The following is a 19,616-nucleotide window of genomic DNA, read 5'->3' as shown; positions in this document are numbered from 1 at the left end:
TCTTACGGAGTCGTGATTGACCCGCTTCCCGGCGGGCCTATATTCGACAAAGATCCGCACGCGCATCACCGACAACGCCGGGGGGTGAGGAGAGCATGAGCAACGTCGTCGCCGAAAAGAGCTTCGCCAAGGGAGTGGGATCCGTCAGCAAGGGGGACTTCCTCTCGGGGCTGGCCTACTTCGAAGCCGCCATCGAGCTGGCCAAGAAGGTCGAGAAGATTGCGCCTCCGCCGAAGTATCTCTCTTTTTACGGCCTTTGCCTGGCCATGGTGTCCACCAAGTCGCAGACCGCGCTCGAGCTGTGCGAGAGCGCCGTGGCGGTCGAGTTCTACAATCCCGATCTCTTCCACAATCTGGCGCGGGTGCACCTGCGCATGGGACGTCGGGACCGCGCCTATCCGATGCTCCTGCGCGGATTGCAGCTGCATCCTTCGCACCGCGGCATCCTCGGCGACCTGCGCCATCTCGGTCTGCGCCGCCGGCCGGTCCTTCCTTTCCTGTCGCGCGGCAATCCTCTGAACCGGCTCCTGGGCAGCCTCCTGCGGCAGGAGGCCCAGCCTCTCGTCCAGGCCTGATTCCTCCCGAAAAAACAAGAGCCCCCGCCCCGGAGACAATCCGGAGCGGGGGCTTTGATTCTTACGGCGATTGATCCGCCCTAGAGGACGGTGACCGGCTCGGTGTCGGAACCTCCCTGGCTCGAAGTCACCGTGACGGTGCCCGGATTGCCCACGTTGTTTCTCGTCAGGGTGTACCGGTTGTTGACCGAATCGTAAGTCATGGTCCCGAAGCCCACCACCGTGAGCGTGGCGCTCGGAGCGGCGGTGCTGGTGGCCCAGATGGTCAGCTTCTTCCCGGCGGTCTTCCACTCCGCCTTGGTAATCACGACGGTGTCGACCTGGCAGCTGGGCTCCTGGCCATCGGTCAGATTGTTGCAGTTGTCGTCGATGCCGTTGGTGCAGTTCTCGGTCGCGTTCGGCCGCACCGCCGGATTGGCGTCGTTGCAATCGCCGCCGCAGGTCGTGAACCCGTCGCCGTCGAGGTCGAACCCTTCGTCGATCCCGCCGGCGCAATTATCGTCCACCCCATTGCAGACCTCGGTCGCACCCGGGTGGATCGCGGCGTTGGCGTTGTTGCAGTCGCCGCCGCAGCTGGTGTAGCCGTCGCCGTCGCCGTCGAAGCCTTCATCGATCCCGCCGGCGCAATTGTCGTCCACCCCGTTGCAGACCTCGGTCGCGCCGGGATTGATCGCGGCGTTGCTGTCGTTGCAGTCGCCGCCGCAGGCGGCCCAGCCGTCACCGTCGGCGTTGGGGAACCCCTCATCGCGCACCCCGTCGCAGTTCTGGTCGATCCCGTCACAAATCTCAGTCGCTCCGGGGTGGATCGAGGGATCATTGTCGTTGCAGTCGACCAGGTTGTTGTAGGTGTCTCCGTCGTTGTCCGCCACGGCGTTGCCGCTGATCTTGAGATCATAGGAGCCGTAGATGCCGAAATCCGCGGCATGGAAGGAGCGCACGTAGAGGGTCCCGCTGCTGGACGGGGTGTAGTTAATCAAGGTCGAGCCCGTGGCGAGGACCGTGCTTCCGTTCGAGGCGAGCAGCTCGAGAGAGGTATTCGCGTCCCCCCACGAGTTCAGCGTCTCGATGGTGTAGGGGTTCCCGGCCGAGGCATTGAAAGAAAAGAAGTCGTTGTCGGCGGAGCCGATGCCGTCCCCGTTCGAGTCGGAGAAATAGGTCAGATGGACCGGGGAGCCGTTGCCTGCGTTGGGCATGGCCGTCCCGGAGGTGTCGTTCGGCTCGCTCGCGTCCTGGAAGAACTCGATGTTCGTCAGGTCGAAGGTCGCTTCCATGGAAGATTTGAAGCCCTTGCCGCGCGTGAACCAGCCGTCCCAGAAGTCCTCGATGCTGCGGTTCGTGGCCGTGATCACGTAGTTCTTGTCGACGTCCCAGTTGTCGGCATCCGGGCGCGACAGGGTGTCGTCGTCCACGCCCGGCGAGCCGTCGGCCGTGCCGGCGCCGTCGTTGATGTCCCATAGTGCCGCGTAGACCGAAACCTCGCTGGCGCCGCCGTCGCAGTAGTAGGGCGTCTCGCTCTCCACGTTGAAGTAGAAATCGAGGTTGCCCGGTCCCGGCGCGCCGGTGGTCTTGACGTAGAGATCGGGCCTCGACAGGCCGTAGAACCGCCTTACCGACTGACCGAACCAGGTGGCGCGTCCTTCGTCGTAGGCCAGGCGGATGTCCTGGTTGCAGTCGGTGAGGTGGTGCACACCGCCGGGATTGTCGTTGCCGGAGTTCAGATGGTAGGCGTAATGGCCGGTTTCGTGCAGAACGACCGTATCGTTGTAGCCCGAAACGTCGCCGACGCGGATCCGCTTGTTGGCGGGGTCATAGGTCGACGTCGTCGCACCCGCATTCGGCTCCCATTCCAGGGTCAGGAGGTTGGTCGAGCCGGGCCGCGCGCCGTTCAGCGCGGCGATGTAGTCCACCGAGCGCAGCGCAACGTCGTAAAGGTTGAACGCCTCGCCACCCGCGCCGATCGCCGCCGTGATGGTGCCGAAGTTCACGTTGGTACTGGGACTGTGGTTCGGGACATTGGCGCTCGAGACGGCATAGGGGTTCTTGGGGATGATGATGTTCTCCACCTTCAGGAACAGCGTCGCGATCGCGGTGGAGTTCGTCAGGATCCGCACCAGTACCGTGCGGGTCTTCGAGTCGTTCACGGCAATGCTGAAATTGCCGCTGGCGTCGGTGGAACCGGTCGCCAACAGCGCGTTGCCTCCGTTGGCGTTGGCATCGCGCACCTGCACGGTGGCGAAGCGGATCGGGAGCGAAGGCTCCACGCCGGTGAAACCACTCTGGTCGAATTCACGGTCGACGTAGCGGAAGGTGCCGCTCGCCGTCCAGTTGGCGAAGACGGGAACGGCTCCCGCCACCATCAATGCCAGGAGGATGACTGCTCTGCGGAGGCCCATGACTCAGTTGCCTCCGTCGGAGACGCCCTGGTACTCGATCGCGCCGTCCTTGACGGGAGGCAGCGTGTCCTGCGCACCCACCAGAAGTCTGTAAGAAAGTCCGCGACGGACCGCCTTTCCCTTGGTCGTCGTGCCTGCCGCTTCGACGCTGACGATGTACTTGCCGTCCTTGGCCACCAGCAGGTCCTTGGGAATCTTGAGGTCCTGTCCGGCCGAGAGATCGACGGTCTGGGTGAAGACGTGGCTGCCGTCGGCGAAGCTGACGTTCGGCGGCAGCGTCACCGTCACCGTCACTTCCTTCAGCTCGACCGAAGCCAGGGCATCGAGATTCAGGGAGGCGACGCCGCCGTTGGAGTTCTTCTGCAGCTTCACCATCTTCACATCCAGGGCGAGCGGCGGTGACGGCTCGACCTCCATCGCCGGAGCGGGCTTCCCTTTCGCTCCCGGCTCCTTGCCGGAACCCGCCGCGCAGACCGGGGCCACGGCAATCGCGAGAACGAACAATGCGAGCCAGGCCTTGCAGGGCTTTCTCGTCATGGTGCCTCCCACGCCATCGTTTTCTGAAGGGCGCCCCGGAACAGGGGAAAACGTATCCAGCGGCGCGATCAGGAGAATTGGTGAATCGGGTCCGGACGAGCAAACATGGCTGGACGGCCCCCTCTCCGTCCAGGCTGGACAGACTTCATTTGTCTAGGTACCGTGAAATCGTTGCTTGTCAACGTGGAACTGTCCGTTTTTTTCTCACTTTCTGTAGGGATCATGGACAAAGAGGCGAGACCGCATCGAGGGATCGGGGAGTTCCATCTCCTTTCCGGCCCAGATCTCCCACCCCTCCCGCATTCTTCCCGGCCACCAGGTAGAACCAGCCATCCCCCTGGGAAGGTGTTTCGGGGTCGGAGGCGGGAGGATAGGAGCCGGTCCAGAAGCAGCCCCCCAACGAGCCGGTCGGCAGCAGCAGCAGCGAGCCTCGGAACAGCTGGTAGCCCTGGAAGACGGGTCGGGTCTGCCAGCTGATTTCGGCGGGCTCCAACACCTGGAGCGCCTGCACCTCCGGAGCGAAGAAAGACCCCAGATCGACGCTCTTCAGCGCCGGCCCCGAGCGATCGATCACCAGCGCCGATTCTTCCGCGGGGCTCAGCCCGATTCCCCACGGATCGGCAATTCCAAGGGGCTCCCAGGCCATGGCCTGCGTTGCGGCGCCGCTGGCATCGGCGATCACCAGGCCGGAGACCGGATCGCTGGCGAACAGGAAGCCGCTCGTCGGGTCCTGGTCGGCTCCCCGCGGCGTGGATGCTCCCGCAGGGGCCAGGTCGACAAATCCCGAGTAGAGCAAGGAAGTCGTCAGCCAGAACAGTCTTCCCAGGCTCTGATCGGCCCATCCGACCTTGCCCGCCGCCCGGTTCAGCACCACCCCTTCCGGGTCGGAGCTGCCGTAGGCGGCCACGGAAGTCCAGGCCGACACGTCATCGGCGTTTCCGAACACCTGATCCGGGCCGGGGGTGATCGAGTAGAGACGAAGGCTCGCCCCGTCCACCGCGAACAGGCGCGATTCAGAAGCCAGCCAGGCCGCCCCCGTCGGGCTGGCCAGCCCATAGGGTTGAAGCGAGATCTGCCCCAGGGTGGATCCCGAAGGCGACACGAAGTAAACCACCTGCCGCGAAGGATCACTCAGGACGCGGACCTGCGAGTCGGGATCAACCGACACGCCCGTGGATCCGGAGAGGTCGACGGTGGCGGGCACCCCCGCGTACTTGCGCAGGAAGGCTCCGCTGCGGGTGAACTCGGCGTAAGTGCCGCTGCTGTCGCTCACGGTGAGGCGGCCGGCAGCGGGATCCAGGGCCAGGTCCGTCGGATAGGGCGCCGCCGGCAGAGTGCTGAAAGCGGCCACGAAGGAGCCGGTGAGGGTGATCTCGAAGACCCTCGCCTCCTGGAAATCGGCGACGAAGAGATGATCCGACGCGGGGTCGTAGGTGATCCCGCGCGGGTCGTTGCACGGCGGCTCTCCCTGGGGCTTGTGCTTGAACGGCGAGGTCGAGAAGCTGCCGAGTCCCGCTCCTGCGGCCGTGACCCGGACGACGCGGCGCGCGACATTGTCGGTCAGATAGAAATCGCCCGTCGGACCGGCGGCGATCCCCGTGGGGGAGGCGGCCCCGGCGGGGCCCGTGTCGAAGAAGCCCAGCGAATTCCCCTGCGGGCTCACGCGAAAGACGCGGTCCTGGATGCTGTCCAGCACGTAGCGATCCGAGCTCCCGGACACCACCGCGATGCCGGCCGGGGCAATCGAAGTGAAAGGAGTCGTCCATTCCTGACGCATCAGGTCGATGCCGCCGATGGAGGCGGGTGCCCCCGCCGGCTCCGGGCGGAAGCGGATGAGCTTGCGCTCTCCGGAGACCGCGAGCAGCGTCGAGGTCGCGGGGTCCCAGGCGATGCCCTGCGGCGAGAGGGTTCCGAAAGGCGCGCTGTTCCGCAGCCCCAGCAGCGACCCGCCCGGAGAGAGGCGCAGGATCTTGCGGGCGGCATCGGCGGCCACCAGGGTCCCCGCCGCCGCGTCCCAGGACAGCCCGGTGATCGACGTGCCGCCCACGCTGCCGGTATCGAAGGAGCCCTGCAGCGCACCGGAGAGATCCAGATCGAAGACCCGGTCCAGCGCCGGATCTGAGAGATAGAGATGGCCGGCCGCAGGGTCGAGCGCAAGGCCCATCGGGTTGTCGGAGCCGAGCGGGATCGTGCTGAAGAGATCCAGAAGCTGCGCCTGATCAGGAAGCCCGTTGGCATCGCTGTCCACGGGCTGGATGTTGAACACCGATCGGGCGGTGGAATCGGCGACGAACAGCGTCCCGTCGCGCGCGTCGTAAGCCAGATCGGCGGGATTGGTGATCCCCAGCGCTCCGACCGACAACTCTCCGGCGGGCAGGCCCCCGCGGGTGAGGCGCACGAGCCGCTGCGCGTCGGGATCGCTCACCCACAGGCAGCCGGATGCCCCCGGCTCGAGGGTGACGCCGGCGATCCGGCCGCCGCCGAATGCGGCGGCCGGCAACGATTTGATCGGCGACCCGTCGGGCAGCGCCTGGACCAGGCGGGACAGGTATTGATCGGCGATCCAGGAGGTACCGTCGGCAGGATCGGTTTCCACGGAGATGGGCGTGAAGACGACGAGCGTCGGAACCTGTCCGAGGGGAAGGTCGGTAGCCGCGGCTGCCGGACCGGCTGCCGCAATGCCGATGGCGAGGGCCGCCGCACCTCTAAAGCAGCCTCGAAAAGCCGGAATCCGCATCCAACGCCCCTCTCGGCGGATCGTTTCCCTTCATATACCGATCCCGCTCCTTGGCGTCAATGCCGGTGTTATCCTTGAACCTCGTTTTTCCCGCGAGCCCCGCGGGATCCGGCCCTCGCGAGGAGACCGCGTGTCGATCTACCTGGACAATGCCACGACCACTCTTCCCGATCCGCGCATCCTGCCGGCGATGCTCCCCTTTCTCGGTGAGGAGTTCGGCGACCCTCGATCGCCTCATTCCCGCGGCAGAGTGGCGCGCGCGGCGCTGGAGAAGGCGCGGGAGGAAGTGTCTCAACTGGTGGGCTGTCTGCCGGAAGAGGTGGTCTTCACCAGCTCCGCGACCGAGGCCAACCATCTCGCCCTGCGCGGTGTTTTCCGGGCCAAGGGGCGGCGCTCCGCGCGCCTGGTCGTGTCGGCGATCGAGCATCTCTCGGTGCTGCACGCGGCGCAGAGCTTGATCGAAGAAGGGGCCCGGGTGGAATTGCTCCGGGTCGATCCGCGGGGCAGGGTCGATCTCGATCACCTCGAAGGCCTGCTGGGCTCACCGCCCGCACTGGTGTCGGTGATGCACGCCAACGGCGAGATAGGAACGATGCAGCCGCTTGTGGAGATCCGCCGCCTGTCCCGCTCCGCCGGCGCCTTGCTGCACACCGATGCGACGCTGACCGCCGGATTGTTCCCCGGTCTCTGGTCCGAGATCCAGCCGGATCTCCTGTCGCTCGCAGCGCATCTGTTCCACGGACCCAAGGGAATCGGCGCGCTCGTGGTGCGCGAGGGAGTGCGCCTCAAGCCGCAGCTGGAAGGGGGAACCCAGGAAGGAGGGCTGCGCTCCGGCACTCCGAGCGTCGCGCTCGCCGTCGGCTTCGGCGAGGCGGCGCGGTGGGCCCGCGCGGAATCAGCCGAGAAGGTGAGGCGCCGCCGCGATCTCGAGGCCAGGATGCGCTCGCGTCTCGAGCAGGAACTCGAGGACTATGTCGCCACCGGGGATCGAAAAGAGCGGCTCCCGGGACACCTGAGCCTCTGCCTGCGCTACGTGGAGGGGGAAGCCGCGCTCGGTCTGCTCGATGATGCCGGCATTGCCGCCGGCAGCGGATCGGCCTGTACCCGCGGCGCCGGAAAAGCCTCCCACGTCCTCGAGGCGATCGGCATCGAGCCGGTGCTGGCGCGCGGCGCGCTCGATTTTTGCTTTGGAGCCGGCGAAGCCGACTCGATGGCGGATCAGGCGGCGGCCGCGCTGGTGGAAGTAGCCACCCGCCTTCGCGCCCTCTCCCCTCTCACCCCCCGTCGCCCCTAGCGTTACCGAAATACCGCACCCTTCGCCCACCGATCCATCGCGGCTTGCGACCTTGCCTCGCTTGCGTACCGCGTGGGTTACGCGCCCTTTCTACGCACTCTGCAATCCGGGCGGTCAGAGGCCTCGATGCATGTGGATTTCAAACGAGCAGGCCGGCCCCTCAAAACGGACGGATGACCAGGCCGGTGAAAACCTTGGGATAGAAGTAGGTGCTCTTCTGCGGCAGGCGAATGCCCGACTGCGCGGCGCGCACCACAGCTTCGGTGCGCAGCGGATTGAGCAGGAAGGCTGCCCAGGCTTCGCCCGAGCGGACCTGGCGGAAGGCTTCCGCGGCGTCGGGGGTGAAGCCAAGCGCTCCGGCGGCGATGTCGGCGGGGCTTACTCCGAGAGCGGCCGACAGGACCTGGCGCTCCAGCACCACGGTGTCCAGATCGCCCGCGGACCCGTCCTCCGCTTCCGCCTGCGGTTTCACCTTCAAGAGGAACGGAGCGCCGCCGCGCGGCACGACGCCGAAGCTTCTCTCCCCCGCCGCCCCGAGCGCCTCGCGAAGCTCCCGGGGTCCGGCGGAATCGGGCGGGATCTCGACCGGGTGGCGGCGGCCCAGGATCTGCTGCAACGGCTCGGCGCCGATCCCGGCCGGCGCCGCCTTCAGCAGCCGGTGGATGGGGAAGATGCGGAAGCCGCGATCCTTCAGGCTGCAGAAGAAGGCCAGCACGAAGCCGGCCCCCTTCTCATCCGGGAGGCTGTCGCGCACCGCCACGGCCGATTCGTAGCGGTGATGTCCGTCCGCGATGAGGGTCCACTCGGAATCCAGCGCGCGGGAAAGGCGCCCGGTGAGCGGACCCTCAGGCACCACCCAGAGCTCGTGCCGCACCTCTCCCCGGTCGGTGAAAGAAATCAAAGGACCCGGCGTCGTCGCTTCTTCGAGACAGGCTCCCGCTTCGCCGCGGGAGTCGGGATGCAGCAGGAAGATCGGGCTCAGATTGGCACGGCAGGCGGCGATCAGCCGGGTCCGGTCGCGCCGCGGCGCCTCGAGGGTCTTCTCATGGGGCAGGACCGACGCACCGCGAGCCTCCGGCGCCGGCAGCTCGAGCGCACCGAGAAATCCGGTGCGTGAAGCCACCGATCCGTCGGGACCTCGAAAGGTCTGTCGATAGGGATAGAAAGCGGGAGCGGGATCCTGCACCAGGGTCCCCTCCGTCCTCCACTGGCGCAGTAAGGCCGCGGCGCCGGAATAAAAGGACCCGTCCTCCGTCCGGCCCGCCTCCCCGGGAAGAATCAGCCGGACGATGTTCTTGGGATGGAGTGCCTCGTAGGAGGCGCGGTCGGTCTCGGAGATGACGTCGTAGGGGGGCGCCGCGAGGCGATCCATCTCGGCGGCGAGCCGCGATGCGAAGCGCAGCGCCGGGAACGGGACGACCCGTGCCATAAGATCAGCGCTGCGCCGATTGGCCGGCGGACTCCAGCAGGCGCAACGACAGACGGGTGAAGTACTGCTGCTCGACCGCCCCGTTGGAGTAGCGCGGAATCCAGCGCATCGTCTTCGCTTTCTGGTCCATGCCGCGGATCTCCAGGAGGGCCCGGATGTCGACGCGGACCTCGGCCCCTGCGGCGGGGTAGATCTTGGCTTCGATTCCGAAGCGTCCGGAGCGCATGTCGTTGGTCTGGAAGTAGGGGTATTTCGGACCCGCCTTGGGGGGCGGGATCGAGAGCTCCACGCCGAATTTCTTGTCGTTGAACTCGGCCATATCGGTGGTGAAGGTACCCGCTTTGCGGTCCTGCTCCTTGACGCTGAGGCCGTCTTCTTTGAACAGCGACTCGAAAGCGGAACGCACCTGCTCGGGGGTCGCGTTGTAATGCCAGCTCCGCCAGGGCGAGCTCACGAGCGGCGGCACGTCCGGTGCTTCCTGCGGCTCGGGCATCGACAGCCCCGGCGAGGCGGCCCCCACGAGGGCGATCAGAAGGGGCGCAAGACGCGAAAGGCGTCGCTTCGAGTGCTGCACGATGGGTTCTCCCGGTTCGATTCCTGGATGTCCGGTGAGTATAGCACGGCGTCTGGAAGGCTCCCAGATAGGCCGCGGCACGGCAGCGGCCCATTGACATACGGCCTCTCCGGCCTATAATCGCTGGGTTTGCTTTTCATCTCCACGGTCTCGGCTCGACCTTTGCCAAGGAGCGATTCTCCATGACTCGACTCGCCCCGAATCATCCGCTCGCGCGACGGCGCGCGCCGGCGGCCATTCTCGTCTTGTCGCTGGCGGCGGCCTGCGGAAGCGGCCTGCTGGCCCAAGCGACAGCACCCACGCCTGCTGCGCCCGCTGCGCCGACTCAGCCGACGCAACCCGCCCAGATGAGCGGGCTGGATTTTTCAGGCCTGACGCCTGAGCAGATCGCCGCCGCCACCCAAATCCTCAACGAGACGCGGTGCAACTGCAATTGCGGTATGACGTTGGCGGAGTGCCGCGTCAAGGACCCGGGGTGCAGTCGCAGCCTGTCGCTGGCGAAAGGCGTCATCCAGGATTTCAAGGACGGGAAGAGCGCCGCGGTGGCCAAGGCGAATCTCCAGGCCGCGCTGGCGAAGGCGGCCACTCCCCCGCCGGCTCCCCCGGCGGCCGACCCGAACCAGGTTTTCAGCATCGACACCACAGGCGATCCCTACAAGGGACCGAAATCGGCCCCGGTGACGATCGTCGAGTTCTCCGACTACCAGTGACCCTACTGCGCTAGGCTTTTGCCTACCCTCGAGCAGGTGCTCGGGGCCTTCCCGAAGCAGGTCAAGCTGGTTTTCAAGCAGTATCCGCTCTCGTTCCATTCCAACGCCAAGCCCGCGGCGCTCGCCTCCCTCGCGGCCCAGCGCCAGGGGAAGTTCTGGGAGATGCACGATCTGATCTTCAAGAACCAGGCGACGATGAAAGACCCGCAGGGAAACTTCCGCTTCAGCGAGTTCGCCAAGGAGATCGGGCTCAACGTGGCGAAATTCGAGAAGGACCAGAAGGATCCCGAGCTGGAGAAGATCATCGCCGAGGACATGAAACACGGCGCCGACGCCCAGGTCACTGGGACCCCCAGCCTCTACATCAACGGCAAGAAGGTGAACGATCGATCCTTCGAGGGGATGAAGCGGCAGATCGAAGCGGAGCTGGCTGCCAAGCCTTCTCCCTCGGCCTCCAAGACGCCTTGAATCTCGCGGGTCCGGGAGGAGCCTCGCCTTCTCCCGGACCCACGATTCTCCCTCCCCACTCTTCTCAGCGCTGATTTTCCCGACTGCCCTCCAGATCCGAGAGCATCCGGCGTACCGCCGAGGCGATCGGCTCGGGCGGGTTCAGCTCCAGACATCGGCGGAACTGCTCGATCGCCTTCGATTTGCCATCCGGGCGGCGCATGTAGATCACCCCCAGGTTCTGCCGCAGCTCTGGTTGTCCGGGACGGACGGCGAGCGAGCTCAGGTAATAACGCTCCGCCTCCTGATCCTCTCCCTGCTGCTGATGCAGGTATCCGAGCAACGCCGTCGCCTCCCACTGTCGCGGGTTCAGCTTCAAGGAGCGCTGCAGCACCGCTTCCGCCTCGCGGCTCCGGCTCAGGCGGAGCAGGGACTCTCCAAGACCGCGCTCCGCCTCGGCCGAATCCGGTGCCCGCTCGACGGCTTCCGCGAATGCCCCCCGTGCCTCCTGCGGCCGCTGCTCCTTCAGGAAGAGATCGCCAAGGGCGATCCGGAAGCGCGCCGAATCCGGCGAAAGACGCACCGCCTCGAGCAGCTCCTCTTCGGCCGCCGGCAGATCGCCACGCCCTTGATGGATCACCGCCAGATTGTTGTGGGCATCGGCCGAGGCGGGATCCAGCGAAACCGCCGTGCGGTACGCCGTCTCGGCCTCCGGAAGCCGGCCCAAGGCCAGATAAGCATTGCCCAGGTTGTTGTAGAGGGAGGCTCGTTTCGGCTCTTCCGCCACCAGCCTGCGCAAGATCTCGACCGCCTCATTTGAAGAGCCGGTGTCCGTGAGCGCCACTGCCAGGTTGCGCCGTGCCGGGACGTAGCGCGGAAACAGCTCGAGACATCTGCGGTAATGGCCGATGGCCAGGCCGATCTCCCCACGCCGGCGGTAGGCGTTGCCCAGGTTGTACTGCACCTTGGAGCTTCTCGGCGAGACCCGCTCTGCCGCGCGGAACAGGGTGAAATCATCCTTCCATTCCCGGTTCCTGGCCCAGGTCCTCCCCGCCAGCAGCACCAGGATCACGCCGACGGTGGCGCGCGTCGTACGCGGCCGCTTGGCGTGCAGGAGCGCCGCCAGGGCGCCGCACGCGGCGCACAGCCCGATCGCCGGCAGGTACATCAGCCGCTCGGCGAACAGGGTCCCGATCGGGAAGGCGAGATTCGAGACCAGCGCGAAGGCACATCCCGCGAATCCGATCCCCCAGGTCAGAGCCGGGAAGCGGCGTCGCCCGCGCACCGCGAGAATCACCAACCCGAGGACCAGGGCCAGCCCCCCGAGCGCCGCGGGGTCGGAGGGCCCGGAGGCGGGAACAATCTGCACGGCCGAGTAATCGGCGGAGAGCTTCGCGGGGAACAGGAACAGACCCAGATAGCGCGGCACCATCGCGAACGCCGTGGCGATCCGCTGCAGCGCCGGCAGATGGGCCGCCGGATTGTCGATCTCCGGGATCGCGCCGGTCTCCATGAGGCTTCCGAGCGCCGCCCACCGCAGCGCCAGGTAGACGGCCGCCACGCCACCCAGGAGCGCGATTTCCATCCATCGCCTGCGGGCGGAGATGCCGGGAGGCCTTCCCAGGACGCCGTCCGTGAGAAGGAGGATCAACGGGAAGGCCAGCGCGTTCTCCTTCGACAGGAGGGCGAGAAGGAACAGCATTCCCACGAGGGGGACGACCGCCCGGGACCCGGCGGCCCGGTCCCGATCCAGGTGCAGCGCGCCGAGCAGGCAGAAAGCCGACAGCAGCTCGGCCCGGCCGACCACGCCGGAGACGGCCTCGGAGAGAAGCGGATGGACCGCGAAAAGGGCCGCGCCCGTCAGGGCGAGAGGGACGCTTCCGAACTGGGTGTCGAGCAGGCGGAACAGCAGGGCGGCAATCAGCCCGTGAAGCATGAGGTTGATCAGATGGAACCCTGCCGGTGCGCTGCCCAGCAGGGCCCGGTTCAACACGAAGGAGATCATCGTGGCGGGACGGTACAGCCGGTTGGAGAGCCCCTCACCCGACCAGTAGGGAGAAAGCAGCAGCCGGGGGATCCCATCGAGCGACTGCACGGCGGGGTTGTCCTGCACCGCGGCACGATCGTCGAAGACAAAGCCGTTGCGCAGGGTGATGCCGTAAACGAGCGCTGCGAGGAGGAAGACGGCGGCGGAGACGGAGAATCGCGGGTCGAGGGAGCGACGCAGCGGATTCAAGGGGCGCTATGCGCCGGCGCGACGGAGGTCGCTCAGCGGCTTCCCGAGGAGGCTTTCTTGGCGGGAACGCCCAGGGTGACGACGCGCTCCCCTGCGGAGTAATCCACTTTCCCCTGCACTTTCGCCTCCTTCCCTTTCTCGATCGTCAAATCCACGATGAAATCGCTCTGCAGCGGGACCCAGTGGCCGTTGGGAGTGAGGAGATCGAAGCCGAGATAGACATCGTAGCGCCCCTCGAGGAGCGGGAAGGAGTACTCCGGCTTCAGCGTCGTGCAGGCACTGTCCGGGATCCAGCGCGGGATCTTCTTGGCGGCCCCAAAAGGACGCCCCGCCTCCTTCTTGTCCTTCTCGGTCGGGAGACGAGGCTGCGGCGTCGTCTCGGTGGGCTTGGGCTTCTCGTAATAGGTCGTGCGAATGGTGGGCGATTCGAACAGCTTGGTGACGCCCGAAGTGCCGCGCCGGCTGACCGAGATCTGGTACTTGTACCCCATGGTGGTGATCAGAGGAGAGTTGCGCTGCTGGCGGGGCTTCTGGCGCGCTGCATCCGAGAACTCGAGCTCGTTCTGCACGACGCAGAACTGCCGGTTTCCGTCCAGCTTCAAGGTCAAGGTTCCCTGCTTGGAGGGATCCACGGGCTCCGCGGCGGGCGATGCTGCCGGGGCCGTTTGAGGCGCGGTCCGCGCCGGCGCCTTTTCCTCGGCCGGCGGGGGTTCCTGGCCGTCGGCAATCCCCGGGCGCGCCGAGAGCAGAAGTGTCAGCAATCCGATTAAAACGGGGACGATGCGGTAGGGGCGCTGGGCGGCTCTTATGCTCACCGGGACTCCTCATCCCCACCGTCGCGCGACCCGGCGCCTGTGCTATATTCGGCACGTCCTGATCACGGAAACGATGGTGGGCTGCGCCGCTCATTATAGTGACGCATCCGCTGCGCGGCAAAGCGAACCGGGAACTGAGATCCCGGAACTGCCCATATCGACTCAGGCGCGGGGGTCCTAGCTGGAGACCGGAAGCTTGCCACTTCCGGCCGGACGCGGGATACGGACCGGTGGCTGGAAACCCTGGGGCGCAGATACGGTGTGGGGCGGGTTGGGCAGTTCCGGGAATGTCGACCGAACAAGGCTCCGAGGGGCAGGTGCGCCCGCGCTGGGCGGCTCGCTTCCGGACTTGCTTCCGGTCACCTGACCTCCATTTTCGGCGAATCCCGCGAGGAGGGCACGGGCGGGAACCGACTGAATCGCGCGGGAATTTATACAAGAATTGGTGGACTGTCAAGAAAAAACACAACATTTGGTAGAGATCCCGGCAGCTTCCGAATTGACCCTCGCAGCCCTCGAGTTTCCTGAGATTCGCAGGATTCTCGAAGGGCGCTGCCGCACCCCCTACGGGCGGGAAGTGGCCCTGGCCGTGGCGCCGGAGTCGGGCTTCACGCAAGTCCGCAGGCTCCAGAGCGCCACCTCCCAGATGGCGCTATTCCGCCGCCTCGACGGAAACCTCCCCCTCTCCTTCGGCGCCGACATTCGCCCCAGCCTGGATCGCCTGACGGTGGAAGGGTCCACCCTGGCCGGGGCCGAAATCCATACCCTGGTAGCCCAGGTCAAGAGCTCGCTCGAAACGCGCGCCCTCCTGATGCGCTCCACCTACTCCGACCTCAAGGAGCTCGGGCGCGGTCTCCCCGATCTCGGAAACCTGGTGCGCTTCCTGGACGGCAAGATTACCCCGGCGGGCCAGCTGGAAGACCGCTGCAGCACCGACCTGCAGCGCATCCGCCGGCAGATCGCCTCGCTGTCGCTGCGCCTGGAGGCCGAGCTCAAGGCAATCGCTTCGCGGCACGACATCGCCCGCGCGCTGCAGGACGACTTCGTGGCGCTGCGCAACAACCGTCACGTGCTGCCGGTGCGCATCGACGCGCAGGGATGGGTGGAAGGGATCGTGCACGCTCTTTCCTCGAGCGGTTCCACCGTCTACATGGAGCCGCTCAGCACCGTGCCGCTCAACAACGAGCTGGTCCGGCTGAAGGAGCAGGAAGAGGTCGAGATCCATCGCCTCCTGCTCGAGTTCAGCGATCTGCTGCGCGGCCGCGCCGCGGAGCTTCGCGACCTGATCTCCCGGATCGCCGAGATCGACCTCCTGCAGGCACGTGCCGTGCTGGCGGAGGAGATGGACGGGGCTGATCCCGATCTCATCGAGGATGCCGCGGCCGTCTCTCCCTCCCTCCTGCTGTCGGGGGCCCGGCACCCGCTGCTGGAGCAGGCGCTGCGCGGGACGGATCGCGGCGTCATCCCGCTCGAGCTGACCCTGGACTCCCGCGAGCCGGTGCTGGTGGTGAGCGGGCCGAATACCGGGGGAAAGACGGTGGCGCTGAAGACGGTGGGACTTCTGGCGGCCATGGCGCAGTGCGGCTTGAAGGTCCCCGCCCGCGAGGTGCGCCTGCCGGTGTTCCGGCGGATCCTGATCGACATCGGCGATCACCAGTCGATCTCCGACAGCCTGAGCACCTTCTCGGCACGCATGGCCAACATCACCACGATGTCGCGGGAGGTGGCGCCGCCCGCCCTGGTCCTCCTGGACGAAGCCGGAAGCGGGACCGACCCTGAGGAGGGGGCGGCGCTCGGCGTCGCCATCATCGACTTCTTCCGGCGCCGCGGCGCCTTCGTCATTGCCACCACGCACCATCAGGGGATCAAGGCCTACGCCGCCACGACGCCGGGCGTGTCGAATGCCTGCATGGAGTTCGATGAAAGCTCCCTGCGCCCGCTGTACCGCCTGCGCGCCGGTGCCCCGGGCCGCAGCGGCGGGCTGGACATGGCCCAGCGGCTGGGACTGTCCGAGGAGATCGTCGGCCAGGCGCGCTCCCTGCTCCCGCAGCAGCGCGAGGCGCTGGACGGCTACCTGCGCTCGATTCAGGTCCTGCAGGAGGACCTGAGGAGCAAGCGGCAGGCGGCCGAGCTGGCCCTGGCGCAGGCGGAGCGCGCCGAATCGGAGCGCGCCGAGCGCGAGAAGCGTCTCGGAGAGCAGCGCGAAGCCCGCTTCGAACAACTCCTTTCCGAAGCCTCACAGCGGATGCGGCGGGAATGGGAGAGCGCCCTGGGGGAGATGATCGACAAAGAGAGCGAGCGACGCCTGCGGCGCGAGATGGAGCGCCGCGAGAAACAGGCATTCGAGGCCGAGCGTGCGGCGCTGCCCGGGGACCTCCTGCCGGCCCGCGCGCGACCCGCGCCGGCCTCGCCCGCCGCGCTGTCGCCCGGAGAGGCGGTGCGCGTGCCGGGGCTCAACCTTATGGGGACGATCGAGCGGCTGGACGGCGATCGCGTCGTCGTGCGTTCGGGATCGACGATTCTGAAGCTGCGGCGCGAGGAGATCGAGCGCCCCGCCGCCGCGCCCGGGCGCGGCACCACCCTGCCCGCCGGCGTCCGGCTGTCGCGCGCGCAGGAATCGGCGCCGGCACGCGAGATCCAACTCATCGGCAAGACGGTCGAGGAGGCGCTCGACCTGCTCGACAAGTACCTGGACGACGCCTCCTTGGAAGGAGTCAGTCCCCTGCGGGTGATCCACGGCCACGGCACCGGACGGCTGCGCACGGCGATCCATCGCTTCCTGGCGGAGCATCCTCAGGTGGACGGGTTCGCGGAGGCTGGCGAGAAGGAAGGCGGAAGGGGCGCTACGGTGGTGCGCCTGCGGCTCTAGGTTTTTTCAGTTGCGGGCGGAGCGGGGGTCGACCAGCTGCTCCATGAAGAAATCGAGCAGCAGCCTGACCTCGCGCAGGCCGAGCTCGCGCGAGTCGTGGCCCATCCGCAGGAGCTCCTCCCGGATGGAGCGGGCGTCGAAAGCGACGTCCTCGCGATCCTCGAACATGGTCGTCCTCGCCTCCTGCATCAGCACGCCCGCGATGTCCCCCAGCAGCACCGGCAGTTCCTTCAGGGAGAGGCCGCTCTGGCGCGAGAGCCCTTGCAGCTTCTCTTCGAACTCCTCGAAATCGACCGAGCTCAACGCACCCTCCGAAAGACGAATGTGGTTCCATCCTTCGGTGCCACGCCGCGCATCTCGTCCCCGGTGAGCGTGATCTCGAGAGAGAAGGGAGGCTCGGGATCGTAGACGACCACCTGGGCGCGCGTCGACACCTGTACGGTCGGGGCGAGAACCAGGCGGTTCCCTTCGAAGGAATAGGTTCCGAACTGGGAGATGTTGGTCTGGGTCCCCTGCTGCGAATAGTTGACCGTAGTACTGTAGTGTCCTTCCAGGAAAATGAACCCTCCCTGGGTATCGACCGATCCGGCCGGATAGACGATCTTCTCCAGCTTCCAGACCCCCTCGATTCCAGTGGCGGGACGGCTCTGGACGGGCGGCACGGCCCCTGCCGGCATCCCGGCAAGGAAGGCAATCAGCGCCGCAGAGACCTTCAACGACATGCTCATCATCTTCGCAAATCCCCATGGCCCGGGCCCGCCCTGTCCGGACCCGGTCAATATAGGTCTTGGCGCCGCCGCGGCAACGCCCGGCCAGCGTCAGGGAATCGTCAGGAAGGGATCCTCATTCGGCTTGCGTGAGGCGAGATCCATGGCCGCGTCGGTTCCCGGCGCCACCCGGACCGGCAGGTACCAGCGGTAATCGGTCGCCTCGTTCACGGTATAGATCGCCCAGAGACGATACTCGCCCGGGGCGACCCCGGCAAACCGGAAGCTCCCGTCCTCGCCGGCGTGGACCTCCTGCTGCGCATACCGCTCCACCAGGACTCCCTCGCGCCCTTCGTAGGTCGCCTGCAGCGCCGCGAGCTCCTTCTGTCTCGCCGCCAGGTCGCGCTTGGCGCGATCCAGGCTCTGCGTTGCCTGCCCCAGATTGTCGGTGCTGTTGAGAGCGGCGCGTCGCCTGGCCTCGACGCTGGCAATCTCCTCCTGGATTCGGTGCGCCTCCGGCTGGTAGGCGGCGGCCAGCTCACGGCGCGCCGCTTCGAGCTCGGCCACCTTACCGAGCAGCGCCAGCCTCGCGCCGGCGCCCTTGCGCACCTCGCCTCCCGAGAGCGTCACCACGATGCTGCCGGCGATCGCGCCGGTGCCGACTGTCTGGGTACTGTCGGGGACCACGTGGCCGCCGGCGGGCGCGGTTGGTGCTGTTTCCGCCGCGCCCGAGGCACGCACCCAGCCCTCCAGCGCGATTCGCACGTAACCCTCGCGTTGCTCGAGAACGCGCGGCTGCGCTCCCGACAGAAGGATGGCGACCGGGCGGCCGCCCGGCGCATCGAGCACTTCCGCGGGATTGCCGCGCTCCGAATCGGCCGCGGGCGCCAGCGTCAGCGCGGCGACGGTGAGAAGCATGAAGAGGCCTGCCGATCTCATGGTCGACTCCGTGGAGGAATGAAAGAGACCGCCGGCGCCGCGGCGTGCGGCGCCGGCGCGGCCGCGGGTGATCAGAGGTGGAAGACGAAGCCGAAGGTGTAGGTCTGGTCCGGTGCTCCGTCCGTGAAGCCGAGCCCGATTCCGAGGCGCAGCGCGATGTTCTCGGTGGGCCGGTAATCGAAGCTCGGGGTCACGATGGCGGCGGTATCGTCGCCCTCGTAGCGCTTCGTCTCGACGCGCCCTTCCGCGAGGAAGGACCAGGAGTAGGAGAGCCGGAAGATCCATCCGCCTCCGACGAAAAAGGAAGTATCGCCCGATCCCGTCCCCGAGACCTCGGGATCGCCGTTGAAGCGCACGCCCCCGTTCCACGAGAAGACGCGCTTCTCGCGCGTGCGGCGGTTGGCTACGAACAACTCGTAGTCGGCGGCCCCCGAGCCCAGCCCCTCACTCTCGTCCCCGGTCGCCAGCTTCACCACCAATCCCGCGGCCCAGGGCTTCTCGCCCCCGGCGATCTGGAATTTCCCGAAGAGGTTGGAATCGCCGAAGCCGTTGTTGCTGAAATCGCCGCCCAGCTCCTCGCCGAACAGGACCTGGTCCTCCGTGCGCGAGCGGTCCAGGTAGCCGAAGCTCCCGCCGACCTCGAAGCGCTCGGCGAACGCGAAGGCCGCGACCGCGGTGAGCTGCTTGTCCTTGCCGCCGTCGCCCCAGTCGGCGTAATCGCCCCGTGCCTCCAGCCAGGTGGAGCGAATCAGGCCGGCGTCCTCGATGAAATTGTTCAGCTGCAGCAGGCGGAAGTCTCCGGTGATCGGCTGCTGCGCCAGCGCCGGGGTGGCCGCGGCGCCGAGCGCCGTCAAGGTTGCGAGCAGGGCTGCGACACGGAAAAGGCGCGGCGTGCGCCGGAGCGGGGAAAGGTTCATCTCACGAGCTCCCAACGTTTGTGTAATCGGAGGAGATTGCCTTGATCCCGATCCGACCGCCGACCATATTCGCAGCGCGGCGGCGCCCCGGGACGCCCATGGACGGAAGCGCCGCCCGCTCCGCCGCCTCGGCGGGGGATGGAGCGGCCATGACCAAGAAGGAACTGATACACCGGATCTCCCGGGAGTGCGCCGGGACCTCGCCGGAGCGGCCTCCCGTCAAGATTTCGCCGCGCGCGGTGCGGCGGGGTCGGGGGGTGAAGGCGCGGAAGATCCTGCGTCGCGCCGGATGACGGGAGGCTAGGAGCTCTCCCGCTCCGTCTCCGACTGGCAGGCGCGCAGCCAGTCCTCGAGCGCGTCGATCTTCCGGATGTCGGGAAGCTTGGGCACGGCCGCGATCGGGTCCGCCGGCCGGACCTCAGAGTCATGCATGGTTC

Annotated in this window: 16 protein-coding genes and 1 pseudogene; 6 read left to right on the top strand and 11 right to left on the bottom strand. The window is 67.0% G+C overall.

All coding sequences use genetic code 11. From position 1 onward, the window contains the following. The first annotated feature begins 95 nt into the window (after positions 1 to 95). The gene (locus tag VFW45_08225) at positions 96 to 575 is read left to right on the top strand and encodes a hypothetical protein (protein ID HEU5180764.1); all 480 of its coding nucleotides are present in this window, start codon (positions 96 to 98) and stop codon (positions 573 to 575) included. Between the two features lie 80 nt (positions 576 to 655). Here VFW45_08225 and VFW45_08220 read toward each other — a convergent pair whose 3' ends face one another. From VFW45_08220 to VFW45_08210, 3 genes are all read right to left on the bottom strand, one after another. Further along, positions 656 to 2,968, bottom strand: a complete 2,313-nt coding sequence (locus VFW45_08220; GenBank protein ID HEU5180763.1) for a MopE-related protein — start codon at positions 2,966 to 2,968, stop codon at positions 656 to 658. Between the two features lie 3 nt (positions 2,969 to 2,971). Then, on the bottom strand, positions 2,972 to 3,505 hold the full coding sequence (locus VFW45_08215; GenBank protein HEU5180762.1) for a hypothetical protein: 534 nt from the start codon (positions 3,503 to 3,505) through the stop codon (positions 2,972 to 2,974). A gap of 220 nt (positions 3,506 to 3,725) precedes the next feature. Further along, positions 3,726 to 6,242 (bottom strand): hypothetical protein, encoded by a 2,517-nt coding sequence (locus VFW45_08210; protein ID HEU5180761.1) that lies wholly within the window; start codon positions 6,240 to 6,242, stop codon positions 3,726 to 3,728. Positions 6,243 to 6,372: 130 nt separating this feature from the next. Between VFW45_08210 and VFW45_08205 the strand changes: the two genes are divergently transcribed. Then, positions 6,373 to 7,536 carry a cysteine desulfurase family protein gene (locus VFW45_08205; protein HEU5180760.1) on the top strand — a complete coding sequence of 388 codons (1,164 nt, stop codon included), beginning with the start codon at positions 6,373 to 6,375 and terminating at the stop codon, positions 7,534 to 7,536. Positions 7,537 to 7,696: 160 nt separating this feature from the next. On the opposite strand, the gene VFW45_08200 is transcribed toward VFW45_08205, so the two are convergent. Beyond that, a complete protein-coding gene (locus VFW45_08200) occupies positions 7,697 to 8,965 on the bottom strand; it encodes a DUF1015 domain-containing protein (protein HEU5180759.1) in 1,269 nt (422 codons plus the stop codon). 4 nt (positions 8,966 to 8,969) lie between these two features. Further along, positions 8,970 to 9,539 carry a hypothetical protein gene (locus VFW45_08195; GenBank protein HEU5180758.1) on the bottom strand — a complete coding sequence of 190 codons (570 nt, stop codon included), beginning with the start codon at positions 9,537 to 9,539 and terminating at the stop codon, positions 8,970 to 8,972. 182 nt (positions 9,540 to 9,721) lie between these two features. Here VFW45_08195 and VFW45_08190 point away from each other — a divergent pair, with 182 nt between their 5' ends. Beyond that, complete coding sequence (locus tag VFW45_08190; protein ID HEU5180757.1) at positions 9,722 to 10,249, top strand: hypothetical protein; 528 nt, start codon at positions 9,722 to 9,724, stop codon at positions 10,247 to 10,249. Positions 10,250 to 10,261: 12 nt separating this feature from the next. Next, positions 10,262 to 10,717: pseudogene (locus VFW45_08185) on the top strand (thioredoxin domain-containing protein). Positions 10,718 to 10,781: 64 nt separating this feature from the next. Here the strand turns inward: VFW45_08185 and VFW45_08180 are convergent. Both VFW45_08180 and VFW45_08175 read right to left on the bottom strand, forming a co-directional pair. Beyond that, a complete protein-coding gene (locus VFW45_08180) occupies positions 10,782 to 12,932 on the bottom strand; it encodes a tetratricopeptide repeat protein (protein ID HEU5180756.1) in 2,151 nt (716 codons plus the stop codon). A gap of 32 nt (positions 12,933 to 12,964) precedes the next feature. After that, positions 12,965 to 13,747, bottom strand: coding sequence for a hypothetical protein (locus tag VFW45_08175; protein HEU5180755.1), 783 nt, complete (start codon positions 13,745 to 13,747; stop codon positions 12,965 to 12,967). 499 nt (positions 13,748 to 14,246) lie between these two features. Between VFW45_08175 and VFW45_08170 the strand changes: the two genes are divergently transcribed. Next, positions 14,247 to 16,616 (top strand): Smr/MutS family protein, encoded by a 2,370-nt coding sequence (locus VFW45_08170; GenBank protein HEU5180754.1) that lies wholly within the window; start codon positions 14,247 to 14,249, stop codon positions 16,614 to 16,616. Between the two features lie 6 nt (positions 16,617 to 16,622). On the opposite strand, the gene VFW45_08165 is transcribed toward VFW45_08170, so the two are convergent. The 4 genes from VFW45_08165 to VFW45_08150 all read right to left on the bottom strand — a co-directional run bounded on the left by VFW45_08165 (position 16,623) and on the right by VFW45_08150 (position 19,179). Further along, a complete protein-coding gene (locus VFW45_08165) occupies positions 16,623 to 16,919 on the bottom strand; it encodes a hypothetical protein (GenBank protein HEU5180753.1) in 297 nt (98 codons plus the stop codon). Beyond that, positions 16,916 to 17,338, bottom strand: a complete 423-nt coding sequence (locus VFW45_08160) for a hypothetical protein (protein ID HEU5180752.1) — start codon at positions 17,336 to 17,338, stop codon at positions 16,916 to 16,918. Before VFW45_08160 ends, VFW45_08165 begins: the two co-directional genes overlap by 4 nt. 96 nt (positions 17,339 to 17,434) lie before the next feature. Beyond that, positions 17,435 to 18,262 (bottom strand): hypothetical protein, encoded by an 828-nt coding sequence (locus VFW45_08155; protein HEU5180751.1) that lies wholly within the window; start codon positions 18,260 to 18,262, stop codon positions 17,435 to 17,437. A 71-nt stretch (positions 18,263 to 18,333) separates the two neighbouring features. Continuing rightward, positions 18,334 to 19,179: a hypothetical protein gene (locus tag VFW45_08150; protein ID HEU5180750.1), complete on the bottom strand. Its 846-nt coding sequence runs from the start codon at positions 19,177 to 19,179 to the stop codon at positions 18,334 to 18,336. Between the two features lie 41 nt (positions 19,180 to 19,220). Between VFW45_08150 and VFW45_08145 the strand changes: the two genes are divergently transcribed. Then, positions 19,221 to 19,472, top strand: a complete 252-nt coding sequence (locus VFW45_08145; protein ID HEU5180749.1) for a hypothetical protein — start codon at positions 19,221 to 19,223, stop codon at positions 19,470 to 19,472. Positions 19,473 to 19,616: the final 144 nt, after the last annotated feature.

The organism is Candidatus Polarisedimenticolia bacterium (genome assembly GCA_035764505.1).
GTDB lineage: Bacteria > Acidobacteriota > Polarisedimenticolia > Gp22-AA2 > AA152 > AA152.
Note: the sequence above shows the minus strand (reverse complement) of the source record. Positions and strands in the feature narration are given on the sequence as shown.

Coding starts and splice junctions, on each gene's coding strand:
- VFW45_08190 (HEU5180757.1), top strand. CDS start 9,722: ATGACTCGACTCGCCCCGAATCATCCGCTCGCGCGACGGCGCGCGCCG.
- VFW45_08155 (HEU5180751.1), bottom strand. CDS start 18,262: ATGAGATCGGCAGGCCTCTTCATGCTTCTCACCGTCGCCGCGCTGACG.
- VFW45_08215 (HEU5180762.1), bottom strand. CDS start 3,505: ATGACGAGAAAGCCCTGCAAGGCCTGGCTCGCATTGTTCGTTCTCGCG.
- VFW45_08210 (HEU5180761.1), bottom strand. CDS start 6,242: ATGCGGATTCCGGCTTTTCGAGGCTGCTTTAGAGGTGCGGCGGCCCTC.
- VFW45_08150 (HEU5180750.1), bottom strand. CDS start 19,179: ATGAACCTTTCCCCGCTCCGGCGCACGCCGCGCCTTTTCCGTGTCGCA.
- VFW45_08200 (HEU5180759.1), bottom strand. CDS start 8,965: ATGGCACGGGTCGTCCCGTTCCCGGCGCTGCGCTTCGCATCGCGGCTC.
- VFW45_08225 (HEU5180764.1), top strand. CDS start 96: ATGAGCAACGTCGTCGCCGAAAAGAGCTTCGCCAAGGGAGTGGGATCC.
- VFW45_08220 (HEU5180763.1), bottom strand. CDS start 2,968: ATGGGCCTCCGCAGAGCAGTCATCCTCCTGGCATTGATGGTGGCGGGA.
- VFW45_08160 (HEU5180752.1), bottom strand. CDS start 17,338: ATGTCGTTGAAGGTCTCTGCGGCGCTGATTGCCTTCCTTGCCGGGATG.